We start from the raw sequence: 12,509 nt of genomic DNA, 5'->3' as shown, positions 1-12,509 counted from the left end.
GCTGTGGGCTCCGGGCGTCTGGGACGCCGCCGCGCCCGGAGTTGTGGGCTCCGGGCGCCTGGGACGGTGATGCGCCCCGGAGCCTCAGGCCCCGGGGCGCATCCCTCAGGTCAGATCGCCACTGCCTCCTTCTGTTCCGGCGCCGCGTGCTTGGGCTCGGGGGCGGGGGCGTTCGTGGCGGGGACCTTCCTGAGCATCGTCAGCGACAGGACGATCGCCCCGGCCACCAGCGCCGCCGCGATGCCGCCCGCGACGTTCAGCCCGTCGGTGTAGGCCGCGCGCGCCGCCGCCACCAACGCCTCGCCGGTCTGCCCCGGAAGGCTCTCCGCGGCCACCAGGGCCCCGGACAGGGTGTCGGGCGCCCCGGCGGGCATCGCCGCACGGTAGACGGCCGTGCCCACGCTGCCGAGGACCGCGACGCCGAGCGAGGTGCCCAGGTCGCTGGCGGTGGTGTTCACCGCGGAGGCGGCGCCGGCCTTCTCCGGCGGCGCGGAGCCGATCACCAGGGCCGTGTTCAGCGCCATCGCCGGGGCGATGCCCGGGTAGAGCACGTAGAAGCCGGTGATCAGCATCGGCAGGCCGGCGACGCTGCCCACCTGGGTCATCAGCAGGTAACCGAGCACCGACAGGAGCGCGCCGCCGCTGATCACGTACGCCGGCCGTACCCGGCGGGCGATGACCGGCGACAACGTCGAGACGGCCACCAGCGCCAGCGCCGCGGGCAGGATCCACAGCCCCGCCTCCAGCGGCGAGAGCTCCGCCACGAGCTGCAGGTACTGCGTGAACAGCAGATACACCCCGCCCAGCGCCACCGCGCTCAGCATGAACACGCCCAGGGCGCCGCTGAACACCTTGTTGGCGAACAGCCGCACGTCCAGCAGCGGGTTCTCCAGCCGCAACTGCCTGCGCACGAAGACCACGCCGAGCAGCAGGCCGACCGCGAGCGTGCCCAGCGAGACCGCTCCGGGACCGGACTTGGCCAGCTCCTTCACCCCGTACACGATCGGCAGCAGCGTCGCCATCGACAGCACCACGCTCAGCGGGTCCAGCCCGCCGGTCTTCGGCGCGCGGTATTCGGGGATCAGGAACGGCGCGCCGACCAGCACGATCGCCATCACCGGCACGCCCGCCAGCAGGGCCGCGCCCCACCAGAACGCCTCCAGCAGCAGCCCGCCCACCAGCGGTCCGACCGCCACGCCGACGGAGATCGAGGCCGCCCAGAGGCCGATGGCGGTGCCACGCTGCCTGTCGTCCTTGAACATGTTGCTGATCAGCGACAACGTCGACGGCATCACCGCCGCCGCGCCCACGCCCATCACCGCGCGGGCCGCGATCAGCAGCTCCGCGTTCGGCGCCAGTGCCGCCAGCAGCGACGCCACCCCGAAGGCCGCCGCGCCGAACAGCAGCACCTTCCTGCGCCCGATCCGGTCGCCCACGGTGCCCATCGCGACGAGCAGTCCGGCCATCATGAAGCCGTAGATGTCATTGATCCACAACAGTTGCGCGCCACTCGGGTCCAGGTCCGCCGCGATCTGCGGCGTGGCCAGGAACAGCACCGTCATCGCCAGGAAGAGCAGCACGGTGGGCAGCAGAAGTATCGAGAGCCCGAACCACTGCCGGGGTCCAGCCTTGTTCATGAGAATTCCTGTCTGAGAAGTTTCAGCAACATGCGATCGATGGCCGACGGGATCAGCAGCGCCGGGTCGCTCACGAGCGCGACCGGCTTGCCCCGCCACGCCTCGGCACACCAGAACACCGCCTTGCGCAACGACCACGTCCTGACCGCGACCACCACGAACCCCTCCGCCGCGGCAAGCCAGGGCCTCAGATCGTGTACGGCCGGCGGCACCAGCTCCGGAACACGCTCGGCCGCACGACCACGCGCCCGCCCGGCCGTCAGGTCGCGAACGATGGCCCGCTCGCCTGGGGCAGCGAGACCGCGGGCCTGTCCGGCGGCCGTCTGGTCGCGGACGGTGGTCGGCCTGTCGGGCGCGGGATCCGGCAGGCAGGCGGCCTCGAGGTCGATCACGTCGACCTCCAGGCCGTGGTGCGCACAGGCTCGCTCAGCGATCACCATGGCCGCCGAGTGGTCCGAGCCTGTGACCACCGCCAGCCGGGGGTGTCCGTCGTTCATGCGGTGGACTGTGCCTGCGGGCGCTCCAGGTTTTCTCCAGCTCCACTACCGTGAGGCTCATGCGTTTCGGGGTACTTGGTCCGCTCGCGGTGTGGGGACCGGAGGGTGCGCAGGTCAGAGTGCCTGAGGTGAAGGTCCGCGCCCTGCTGGCCCACCTGCTCATCGACCCCGGGAAGGTGGTGCCGGCAGACCGGCTCATCGACTCCCTCTGGAGTGGCGCGCTGCCCGCCAACCCGGCCGGAGCCCTCCAGACCCGCGTATCCCAGCTCCGCAGGATCGTGGGCAAGGAGAGCGTGGTGTCCGGCGCCTCCGGGTACCGCCTCCAGATCGAGCCCGCCGACGTCGACACCGGCCGCTTCCAGGCGCTCCTGACCGAGGCCCGGAACGGCGCCCCCGAGGTGCGGGCGGCGTTGCTGGCCGACGCGCTGGCGTTGTGGCGCGGGCCCGCGCTGATCGACTTCGCCGACGAGGAGTTCGCGCGCGCCGAGATCGCGCGTCTGGAGGAACTGCGGCTCACCGCCCTGGAAGACCACGCCGAGACGCGGCTGGAGCTGGGCGAGCACGCGCTGCTCGCCGACGAGCTCGGCGACCTGGTCGGTCGCCACCCCTTGCGTGAACGGCTGCGCGCGGCCCACATGCGAGCCCTGTACCGGGCCGGGCGGCAGAAGGAGGCGCTGGACAGTTACGGTGCCCTGCGGGTGCTGCTGGACGAGGAACTCGGGTTGGAGCCAGGGCCTGATCTGGCCGCGCTCCACCAGGCCATCCTTCGGCAGGACGCCTCACTGGACGCGCCGGTGCGGGCGGCCCGGCTCACCAATTTGCCCGCTGCGCTCACCGGGCTGGTGGGGCGGGATGAGGCGGTGGCCTCGGTGGTCGGCCTGCTCGGTGAAGGCCGGTTGGTCACGTTGACGGGGCCAGGAGGCGTGGGAAAGACACGGCTCGCGTTGGAGACCGCCGGGCGACAGATCGACCGGATGGCCGACGGGGTCTGGCTCGTCGAACTGGCCGGATCCGCCACACTCCCTTCGCCCGGCGCGGCCGCCGTGACGGAGGTCGTCGCCGCGACGCTCGGTGTCCGTGACGAAGGCCCGGACCTGGCCGGGCGGCTGGCCGAGGCGTTGCGCGGCAAGAGCATGCTGCTCGTCCTCGACAACTGCGAGCACGTGACAGAACCCGTCGCCCAGCTCGTGGCGCTCCTCCTGCGAACCGCGCCCGACCTGCGTGTCCTCGCCACCAGCCAGGAACCACTCGGCGTCGCCGGCGAACAGGTGTGGAACGTGCCCACCCTGGCCCAGCAGGACGCGGAACGGCTGTTCGCCGCCCGGGTCGCCGACGCCGCGCCCGGCGCGGAGCTCGATCCCGACGCCGTCGCGGCCATCTGCCGCCGCCTGGACGGGATCCCGCTGGCCTTGGAACTGGCCGCCACCCGGGTCCGGGCGCTGGGAGTGCGGGAACTGGCCGCGCGCCTCGACGACCGGTTCCGGGTGCTGACCGCCGGTCGCAACGACGTGCCCGCCCGGCAGCGCACACTCCGGGCCATGATCGACTGGAGTTGGGAACTGCTCGGGGCTGATGAGCAGATGGTGCTGCGGCGGCTGGCCGTACACGCTGATGGGTGCACGCTGGAGGCCGCCGAGGCGGTCGGCGGCGATGACGCGCTGTCGGTGCTGCCCCGGCTGGTGGACCGTTCGCTGGTCGTGGTGGGCGACGGGCCGCGTTACCGGCTGCTGGAGTCCGTGGCGGCGTACTGCCAGGAACGGCTGCTGGAGGCGGGGGAGAGCGAGGAGATGCGGCTCCGGCACCGGGAGTACTACCTCGCGGTGGCTGAGCGGGCCGAGCCGTACCTGCGAGGGCCTGAACAACGGCAGTGGCTGCTGCGTCTGGACGCGGAGGCCGCCAACTTCCGTGCCGCCCTGACCCCCCACGGCCCTGCTTCTTCTTCTGAGCGGCTGGTCAACGCGCTGGCCTGGTACTGGGTGTTGCGCGGACGGCTCGGCGAGGGACGCAGGTGGCTGTCCCAGATCACCGACCCGGGCGACATCACGCGGACCTGGCTGGCCGCGTTCACCCTGCGCACCGGCGAGGCGATCACCTCGGTCCCCGTGCCGGCCCCCGCCACCGACCTCGCCCGACTCTCCGGCCTGGCCCGTGCCCAAACGTTCCTCGCCACCGCGCAACTGGGCATCGGCGACCCGGACTCCGGCGAAGAACTCGCCAACCGCGCCCTGGCCTCCTTCGCCGCCATAGGCGACCAGTGGGGGACGGCGTTCGCCCGCGCCGTCCAGGCCCGCCACGCGTTGCTCCGCAGCGACCTCGACCGCGCCCAAGCGTGGGGCAGGGAGAGCCTGGACCTGTTCGCCGAGCTGGGCGACCGCTGGGGCCAGTCCCACGCGGGCTTCGCGGTGGCCTGGCACGCCGAGATCGTCGGCGACTATGCCGAGGCGGCCCGGGTACACCGGGAGGGTCTGCGCATGTCCGAAGAACTCGGCCTGTGGACCGAAGTAGCCGACAAGATGTCCCAGCTAGGACGCCTGGCCCTCCTGGCCGGCGCCCACGACCAGGCCGACGTGCTGCATACCCGGGCCATGGCCCTGTCGGTGGAGCAGGGTTACACGGTGGGGGAGGAGTTCGCCGCCCTGGGCCTGGCCTTGAGCGCCCGCCGCCAAGACCGCCTGGACGAGGCCGAGGCGCATCTCCTGGCCTGGATCGACTGGGACCACGCCCTGGACTCCGACGCCGCCCTGGCATTGATCTTCGCCGAGCTGGGTTTCATCGAGGAGATGCGCGGCTCGTACGCGGCGGCGCGTACCCGCCACGAACAAAGCCTGACCCGAGCCCAAGCTGTAGGCGACCCCAGAGCGGTGGCCCTGGCCCTGGAGGGTCTGGCAGGCGCGACAGCCTCCGCGCGCGAAGCCGCAACCCTCCTCGGCCAGGCAGCGGCCCTGCGCCTGTCGGTAGCCGCCCCGCTCCCGGAGGGCGAACGCTTCGACGTCAACCGCATCACGACCCGCCTACGCGCGTCGTTGGGCCAAGACTTCGACACCGCCTACAACCAGGGCCGCCAAAGCCCACCCGAAACCCCGACCCCGTAGACCCGATCCCGCTCCCGGAACGTCTGGTCACCACGGCCCTCACCCCGCAGCGATCACCTCGACCTCCACCAGCCAGTCGTCGACCAGCGTCCGCGCGACAATCGCCGTCGTCGCCACCGCCCGCCCCTTGAGCGCCGCCACCCGGGCGGCGGCATTGGCCTCCGCATAGCCCGGATCCCGCAAATAGCTGGTGACCCGAACAATGTTGTCCACGGTCATATCAGCACTGGCCAGAATGGCCCGAATATTCGCCCAGATAAGCCCCAGTTGATCCTCCAGCGAGCCCCCAGGCCGCCCCCGATCATCCAGCCCCATGGTCCCCGCCACAAACACCAGCCGCTCAGCCCCACGCACTTCGACCGCGTGGACATAGTCACCCGTAGCCGCATACACCCCACGACCCGGTTCGCGCGCAGTGATCTCCATAACCCGCACGCTACCTGCGCACCCTCTCCAAGAACCCCCGCGGATTGGCCACTTAATTGGCCGCAGGCAGGTGGAGATCTCTATAACCGGTTGCGACGAAACTTATACGGAGAGTAGTCTCCGTCATGCGGAGCGGCGCCCGAGTCGGGGGACAGGCGCTACCATCCGCGGTTGCCGCAACCAGAAGTACCCCTCGCCAGGCGCTCCACAGAGCACCTGGCGAGGCCAGCGGCCGACCCCCGGACGACCGCGACCCCACACCGCCACCCCGAACGCAACCCCTCAGACCCCCACCAACCAGCGACGCAGCCCCGAACGCGACGCGGATAGCGCGCCCGGAAGCCGCAACGCCCATCAACTAGTTCGACGCCCGGAGACACCGACGCCGGCCAGCAAGCACAAACCCCGTCGCATCGACGCCGCGCAAAAAACCACAATCCGCACCTCAACACGAAAAGCCCCCGCCGCCCCCAAATTACGCATAGCCCCCGCGTGAACCCACGGGTCATGAGTCCGATGCTCTGACGAAGACCCGCTACCCGCGGAAACTTGGCGTACAGCCTGATGAGCTGGCATGTTCACCCTCCACAACCCCCTCCGACAACGGAGAATGATCGGTGTGACCCAGAGCGTCATCCCCCAGCCGGGCATGTGGTTCGAGCATGCCTTGAACTACCAGAACGATCGCCCGGCCCTGTATGTGATCACTCACATCGCCGACCCCGGCCCCACAGCCCTCCCCCAGGTCCACTACCAACGCCTAGGCGCCACCCCCCAGGACCTGGAAGAAAGCATCGACGCCGACCTGTTCGACGACATAGTCCTGCGCTGGCTAACCCCCGAGGAAGCCGCCCGCGCAGAAATCCATGCCCACTACCACCCCGGCAACCACTGAGAACGTCGAAAACGCCAAGTCCACCTGCGGCACCAAGCCGGTCGCTGCAGGTGGCCTCGACAAACAGTCGATGGCCGTCCCAACCGGTAACGTCTCCGTGCCCACAATGTCCTTGCCACCGCAGTCGGCACTGGTTGATCCCATGAATTCGCAGTAGCGACAGGACCGGAGTCGGGTATAGAAATCTGACTGTGATCATGTCCCTGGATGATGGCCTGGACAGTCGGGTACGAGCGGCTGCCATGGCATGGCTCCGGCAGCGTTGCACTCCGGAGAATCCAGTGGTGTCCCGCGCCGAACTCCTGGGCTTCCAGTTCGAGGGGCGAGCATTTCCGCTGGTGGACAACCAGTTGGGTATCCGCAAACCGAAGGAAATGGCCGCCGCCCTCTCCATCCTCACTACCTACACCTCTGACGGCGCCCGCGCGCCGTACGAAGACCAGGTAGGTCAGGACGGCCTCCTCCGCTACAAGTTCCAGGGGGACAACCCGAACCTGTACACCAACGTCGGACTCCGCCGCGCTTACGAGCGCGACCTGCCTCTCATCTGGTTCTTCGGCGTGAAGCAGGGTCTGTATCTGCCGTTCTTCCCGGTATGGATCCGGGCTATGGAAACCGATCAGCTGCAGGTGGCCGTTGCGCTGGAGGAGGCGCAGCGCCACATCGCCCTTGACGGGCCGGTGAGCGAGATCGAGCGACGCTACTCCGTCAGCATGACCAGGCGGCGACTGCACCAGCCAGTCTTTCGCCAGCGGGTGATCCAGGCGTACGAAACCAGTTGCGCGATGTGCCGCCTAAGGCACCTGTCACTTCTGGATGCCGCCCACATCATCCCTGACCGTGAGGAACGTGGTGTCCCAGCGATCTCGAACGGGATGGCGTTGTGCAAGATCCACCACGCGGCGTATGACCAGCACATCCTGGGCGTGCGTCCCGATCTGGTGATCGAAGTGCGCTCGGACATCCTGCAAGAGATCGATGGGCCGATGCTGAAGCACGGCTTGCAGGAGATGCATGGATTGGACCTGGTGCTGCCCCGCCGTAGAGCGGATCGCCCAAAGCCAGAGCTGATCGAGGAACGGTATGAACGCTTCCGCGCCGCTGGATGATCATCCAGTACGGCGGAGCGTTTCCCCACACGGCTGACAATCGAACAGGAAACGGGCCGACGGCGCCACGCCCCCCACCCGCGCGACGGCGGTCACAGGCGCTGCCCATAGAGACCGCCGCACTCGCAGCCTGCCTCATCACCTCGGCGGTGAGGCATGACAATCGACGCACGCGACAGTGCGGAAAGTCGTGGAGCGGTCAGAGATCTTGACGCATCATTGGTACCCGCATGATCCGGCCATGGTCCGGGTAAACGAGCTTCCGTGCCTGCCGGGAGTGCTGAGGCAGCCTGTGGCGCGGCATTGGAGAGGGGCGGTGCTGTGAGCGAGACACGACGTAGCCAGGGACCTGCGGCTTGGGTGGTCCGGGGTGGTCAGGACGGGGAGGTCGAGACGGTTGCCCTCCACGAGGGTAGAGCGATGATCAGTTGGTACGAGCTCGGCGACCTTTCCGCCTATCCCACGAAAGAGCAGCTCAGAGTCGCAGCCGCCCGTGAGTACCCAAGCTTGTCGCCAGGACATGTGACGGGGCAGACCTGGGGGTTTGCCCGTGAGATTGAGCTCGGCGATCTCGTCCTCATGCCGTTGAAATCCGAGCTAGGCAAGGTCGCCATCGGCAGAGTATCGGGTGGCTACGAGTATCGGCCCGATGGCAACCCCGAGTTCCCCCATGTTCGGGGCGTCGATTGGCTGGGTAAGCGGCTGATCCGGGACGAGCTCAAACCAGACCTGCGCGCAAGCATCGGCTCCCTCCTCACCGTCGCTCGCCTCCGACGCCATGAGATGCCGCGACGGATCGCTCACCTCGCCGAGACTGGCGTCGACCCGGGAGTCGAGGGGGATCCGGAGATCACCAGTGTCTCCCAGTTGCTGGAAGAAGCGGTCATACAGGTGGAAGAGGACCCTAGCTCGCCGAAGACGCTGTCCATCCGTCATCTTCTTGCTCACTGGGGCGAATGGCGACGCACAGCGGCAGTCATCGAGCGGGTTAGCGGCGAACTGGCAGACGTCGGACTGGCAACGCGCCCGCACTTCACCGAGGGTTCCGTGGACAACACGGTCGCCTTGGTGCCTATGGAGAAGGAGCCGGACGAGCAGCCGGCATCGACCTCGGACGGGAAAACTGTTCCAGAATCCGCCGCGAAGCAGACATCAGGCAAACTCCGTCTCGGAGATCTGCCGTCCAAGGCTGTTTCCGTGCTGCCCAGCGCTTCCTTGACCGCGGCCAGGACAATGATGTTGAGAAAGCGGTTCTCGCAGGTGCCGGTCATAGACGAGGACGGTGCGCTCCTCGGCGCTGTGACATGGGAATCGATCGGTAGGGCGTATGTGGCCTCCGATACGCCGACGCTCGCGGACGCCATAACGAGGGCTCACGTGGTCGACCATGATGCCAACGTGCTCGACCTGATCGAATATATTCAGCGCGACGGCTTCATCCTGGTCCGAGGTAATGATCGCAGAAGCGTGGAAGGCATTGTCACCGCTGCGGACCTAAGCGGAAAGTTCGGCCAGCACGCCCGCCCGTTCCTGCTGATCGAGAATGCCGAGACCAGGCTCAGGAACGCGGCGGAGGTCTTCCGCGTGGAGGAACTCCGTGCGGCCATTCCCAAGCATCAGAAGAAGAAGGTCCTTGAGCCGAAGGACCTGACCTTCGGGAACTATAGGTACCTACTGGACGACGTCGAACGTTGGCGGACCCTGGGGTGGAGGATCGAGCAAGCGGATCTGCTCAACCTGCTGGAAACGGTAGGGAAGGTCCGAAACGCGCTCATGCACTTCTCCTTGGATGCCCTGTCGCCAGAGCAAGGCCAAGCTATTGATGAACTGCTGCTCTTGCTGGACGCTGCGGCGCCGGAGGCCCAATAATGCCTTGCTGGGTGAGAATGGCGGCTGGGCTTCTCGGTTTCAACCCGCGGTGGCAAGCGGAGGCCAGTTGTCATCGAGGTTCGGTTCTGGCGGTCGCGCATCTCACCGAGCGCGATCGACGTCGCCACTGCGACATCAAGGATGGGCTAGTCGCCGATGAGTTTGTGAAGTTCTTCGCTGGTGATCACTTCGTCGGCTGCGGGTCGGTTGATCTGTGTCTTTGTGCCCCAGTCGCTGAATAGGGCGTCCATCACATGCACCTCCGTGGGTTCCCTGCTGCCGGAAAGTGGCGACCGTGAGCGCCAAGTGCTCCAGACGCGGCGCGTCAGTTGGTCGCGTCCGAGCCAAATCCGCCATGTGATCTTCGCCTGGGGATCCTTCGGCTTGGACGTACCCGGGGACGCCTTATAGAGCTGCCCGAAAGTGATGGCTCCCTCATACATCGTCGTGCGTGTGCCGTCATAGACGCCGGCCGGGCGCTTCGCTTTGGCGGTGGCAAGGATTGCTCTTAGGACGGCCGGGTCAGCGACTTTGATGGGGCTGTGCGCGAACGGTATGAACTGCTTGTCCTCTGTTAGAACCCAGCGCTTACCCTTCGGCAAACGCCGGCCCTTGTCCTGCATATACTCCTGGCCTGGAAACGTGAGATACCGAAACTCGCCCTCTCCTGCATACTTGTGGCCTGCGCGATATCGGGTGTCGCTGGCGATGGCCTTGCCCTTCCCGAACTCGACGAGCTTCTTGTACAAGTACACATAGCTGGTCTCGCTAAAGGTGTACCTCATAGTCCATCGTTCAGAGAGCGTTACGCCTTGGTGTTCGATGAGTTGCCGCTTGAGCGCATCGACGGGGTTGGGCGCCGCACTTGCACCGTGAGCAGGCGTACAGACTCCTGTCGCCATGGTCACGATTCCTACGGCGACAATAGTCCAGCGCCTCATGCTTGCGCCCTCTCGGTGCTCGTGAGTAGTTCGAAGACCTAACCGGTGATCGTGGCACTGAAAAGTCTCGTCGTGATCACGAGCTGGCGGTGCTATCGAGGTTCTGATGTGTGGTCCGTATCCATGCTCGCCCCTGTTCTCTACCTGCCGCAGAGGTGGTGTCTTGATCGGCAACAGGATTTCGGCGGTGACGATGTAGAGACGCAAAAGGACGTCTGCTGGATGCACCCGGCGATCTACAAGAGCGCCCACGCGATCAGCGCAATCGTCGGCGACAGGCCGACGGATTGAAGCTCGGCCGCCCGATCGGCTCCTATCGACTTCTACCAACAGAAAAGGGCCCGACCCGCTTGGCGGATCAAGCCCTCTACCTGGTCTTGCTGGGTCGGGGTGGCGGGATTTGAACCCACGGCCTCTTCGTCCCGAACGAAGCGCGCTGCCAAGCTGCGCTACACCCCGGTCACACGCCGGTCTTGCGCGTGCTTGGGAAAGTCTAGCGGACTTCGCGGGTGCTTGGGACCGCTTAATCGGTCACCGGCGCGGTACCAGGGTGAGCAGCGTGGCCTCGGGGAAGCAGGCGAAGCGGACCGGGGCGTACGGGGAGGTGCCCAGGCCGGCGGAGACGTGGAGCCAGGCGGAGTCGTGGCGATTGAGGCCCTTGACGCGGGCGGGGTCGATGCCGCAGTTGGTGACCAGGGCGCCGTAGAAGGGGATGCAGACCTGGCCGCCGTGGGTGTGGCCGGCGAGCAGGAGCTGGTAGCCGTCGGCGGCGAAGCGGGTCATGTTGCGGGGCTCGGGGGAGTGCATGACGCCCAGGCAGAGGTCAGCGTCGGCGGGGGCGGGGCCTGCTACGAGGTCGTAGCGGTCGCGGTCGATGTGGGAGTCGTGGATGCCGGCCACGGCCACGTCCAGGTCGGCCAGCTTCAGGCGGGCCGTGGTGTTGTTCATGTCGAGCCAGCCTTCGGCCGCCATGCCTTCGCCCAGCTCTCGCCAGGGAAGGGAGGGTACGTGCTGGCGGCGTTCGTTGCGGCTGGTGCGCCAGAGGTAGCGCACGGGGTTTTTGAAGACCGGGGCGTACAGGTCGTTGGAGCCGTAGACGAACAATCCCGGGCGGGACAGCAACGGCTCCAAGGCGTGCAGCAGGGACGGGACGGCGTCGGGGTGGGCGATCGAGTCGCCGGTGTTGACGACCAGGTCGGGTTCGAGGGAGCCGAGCGAGCGTACCCAGTTGATGAGCTTTTTGCGGCCTGGCGTCAGGTGGAGGTCGGACAGGTGGAGGATGCGCACGGGGCGCTGCCCCCGGGCCAGGACCGGAACGTCGAATCGGCGCAGCCGGAACCAGTTGCGCTCGACGACCGAGGCGTACCCGAGACCGGCGATGCCGAGACCCAGCAGGGACAGTGGTATGGCGGCGGCTTTCCTCACCTACTCATGATGCCCGACATCCGGCACGAGAGGTGCCGTCCAAGCGGCAAGATGGAGCGCATGAGCGCATTGAAGGACAAGCTGAAGGCCGACCTGACGGCCTCCATGAAGGCCAAGGACGAGGTCCGCCTCCGCACGATCCGGATGGCCCTGGCGGCGGTCAACGTGGAGGAGGTTTCGGGCAAGCAGGCCAGGGAGCTCAGCGACGACGAGATCGTCAAGGTGCTGACCAAGGAGGCCAAGAAGCGCCGCGAGGCGGCCGAGGCGTTCGGCAACGCCGGGCGCGCCGCGCAGGCCCAGGCCGAGCTGGACGAGCAGGCGGTGCTGGAGGAGTACCTGCCGGCGCAGCTCTCCGACGAGGAGCTGAACGCGCTGGTCGACGCCGCCGTCGCGGAGAGCGGCGCGGAGGGTCCCAAGGCGATGGGCGCGGTGATGAAGGTCCTCAACCCCATGGTCGCCGGGCGCGCCGAGGGGGGCCGCGTGGCCGCCGCCGTGCGCGCTCGCCTGTCCTCGTAGCGGGCCGGTCTCGGTATAAACCCCACCATCCGTTACGGCAAAGCCGCCGCCACCCACCACCCGCCGTCCCCCCGCGGGGCCGCCCTTCCACGGCCGGCAGTC

General features: G+C 67.6%; 11 protein-coding genes and 1 tRNA gene. 6 read left to right on the top strand and 6 right to left on the bottom strand.

Annotation, left to right across the window (positions count from 1 at the left end; all coding sequences use genetic code 11):
- Positions 1–110 precede the first annotated feature (110 nt).
- Positions 111–1,637: an MFS transporter gene (locus ACIBEJ_RS20035; RefSeq protein WP_397184225.1), complete on the bottom strand. Its 1,527-nt coding sequence runs from the start codon at positions 1,635–1,637 to the stop codon at positions 111–113.
- The gene (locus ACIBEJ_RS20030) at positions 1,634–2,134 is read right to left on the bottom strand and encodes a hypothetical protein (protein ID WP_397184224.1); all 501 of its coding nucleotides are present in this window, start codon (positions 2,132–2,134) and stop codon (positions 1,634–1,636) included. The genes ACIBEJ_RS20035 and ACIBEJ_RS20030 overlap by 4 nt, the downstream gene beginning before the upstream one ends.
- 119 nt (positions 2,135–2,253) lie before the next feature.
- Here ACIBEJ_RS20030 and ACIBEJ_RS20025 point away from each other — a divergent pair, with 119 nt between their 5' ends.
- Positions 2,254–5,226 carry a BTAD domain-containing putative transcriptional regulator gene (locus ACIBEJ_RS20025; protein ID WP_397184223.1) on the top strand — a complete coding sequence of 991 codons (2,973 nt, stop codon included), beginning with the start codon at positions 2,254–2,256 and terminating at the stop codon, positions 5,224–5,226.
- A gap of 39 nt (positions 5,227–5,265) precedes the next feature.
- Here ACIBEJ_RS20025 and ACIBEJ_RS20020 read toward each other — a convergent pair whose 3' ends face one another.
- The gene (locus tag ACIBEJ_RS20020; protein ID WP_397184222.1) at positions 5,266–5,652 is read right to left on the bottom strand and encodes a RidA family protein; all 387 of its coding nucleotides are present in this window, start codon (positions 5,650–5,652) and stop codon (positions 5,266–5,268) included.
- 619 nt (positions 5,653–6,271) lie between these two features.
- Between ACIBEJ_RS20020 and ACIBEJ_RS20015 the strand changes: the two genes are divergently transcribed.
- The 3 genes from ACIBEJ_RS20015 to ACIBEJ_RS20005 all read left to right on the top strand — a co-directional run bounded on the left by ACIBEJ_RS20015 (position 6,272) and on the right by ACIBEJ_RS20005 (position 9,525).
- Positions 6,272–6,547: a hypothetical protein gene (locus ACIBEJ_RS20015; protein ID WP_397184221.1), complete on the top strand. Its 276-nt coding sequence runs from the start codon at positions 6,272–6,274 to the stop codon at positions 6,545–6,547.
- A 284-nt stretch (positions 6,548–6,831) separates the two neighbouring features.
- Complete coding sequence (locus ACIBEJ_RS20010) at positions 6,832–7,656, top strand: HNH endonuclease (RefSeq protein WP_397184220.1); 825 nt, start codon at positions 6,832–6,834, stop codon at positions 7,654–7,656.
- A gap of 321 nt (positions 7,657–7,977) precedes the next feature.
- Positions 7,978–9,525: a CBS domain-containing protein gene (locus ACIBEJ_RS20005; protein WP_397184219.1), complete on the top strand. Its 1,548-nt coding sequence runs from the start codon at positions 7,978–7,980 to the stop codon at positions 9,523–9,525.
- 146 nt (positions 9,526–9,671) lie between these two features.
- Here the strand turns inward: ACIBEJ_RS20005 and ACIBEJ_RS20000 are convergent, their stop codons facing one another.
- Positions 9,672–10,310, bottom strand: coding sequence for a hypothetical protein (locus tag ACIBEJ_RS20000; RefSeq protein WP_397184218.1), 639 nt, complete (start codon positions 10,308–10,310; stop codon positions 9,672–9,674).
- Between the two features lie 201 nt (positions 10,311–10,511).
- Between ACIBEJ_RS20000 and ACIBEJ_RS19995 the strand changes: the two genes are divergently transcribed.
- Positions 10,512–10,757, top strand: a complete 246-nt coding sequence (locus tag ACIBEJ_RS19995) for a hypothetical protein (protein WP_397184217.1) — start codon at positions 10,512–10,514, stop codon at positions 10,755–10,757.
- A gap of 94 nt (positions 10,758–10,851) precedes the next feature.
- Here the strand turns inward: ACIBEJ_RS19995 and ACIBEJ_RS19990 are convergent.
- Both ACIBEJ_RS19990 and ACIBEJ_RS19985 read right to left on the bottom strand, forming a co-directional pair.
- Positions 10,852–10,925 (bottom strand) — tRNA-Pro (locus tag ACIBEJ_RS19990).
- A 72-nt stretch (positions 10,926–10,997) separates the two neighbouring features.
- Positions 10,998–11,891, bottom strand: coding sequence for a metallophosphoesterase (locus ACIBEJ_RS19985; RefSeq protein ID WP_397184216.1), 894 nt, complete (start codon positions 11,889–11,891; stop codon positions 10,998–11,000).
- A gap of 60 nt (positions 11,892–11,951) precedes the next feature.
- Here ACIBEJ_RS19985 and ACIBEJ_RS19980 point away from each other — a divergent pair, with 60 nt between their 5' ends.
- A complete protein-coding gene (locus ACIBEJ_RS19980; RefSeq protein ID WP_397184215.1) occupies positions 11,952–12,407 on the top strand; it encodes a GatB/YqeY domain-containing protein in 456 nt (151 codons plus the stop codon).
- Positions 12,408–12,509: the final 102 nt, after the last annotated feature.

The organism is Nonomuraea sp. NPDC050790 (assembly GCF_044456745.1).
In the GTDB taxonomy this organism is placed as follows: Bacteria; Actinomycetota; Actinomycetes; order Streptosporangiales; family Streptosporangiaceae; genus Nonomuraea.
The sequence above is the reverse complement of the archived record's forward strand: the minus strand, read 5'-3'. Positions and strand labels throughout refer to the sequence as shown.

What these genes read in the sequence shown, in the direction of transcription:
- ACIBEJ_RS20000 (WP_397184218.1), bottom strand. Translation starts at nt 10,310, where the DNA reads ATGAGGTACACCTTTAGCGAGACCAGCTATGTGTACTTGTACAAGAAG.
- ACIBEJ_RS20030 (WP_397184224.1), bottom strand. Translation starts at nt 2,134, where the DNA reads ATGAACGACGGACACCCCCGGCTGGCGGTGGTCACAGGCTCGGACCAC.
- ACIBEJ_RS20020 (WP_397184222.1), bottom strand. Translation starts at nt 5,652, where the DNA reads ATGGAGATCACTGCGCGCGAACCGGGTCGTGGGGTGTATGCGGCTACG.
- ACIBEJ_RS19980 (WP_397184215.1), top strand. Translation starts at nt 11,952, where the DNA reads ATGAGCGCATTGAAGGACAAGCTGAAGGCCGACCTGACGGCCTCCATG.
- ACIBEJ_RS20035 (WP_397184225.1), bottom strand. Translation starts at nt 1,637, where the DNA reads ATGAACAAGGCTGGACCCCGGCAGTGGTTCGGGCTCTCGATACTTCTG.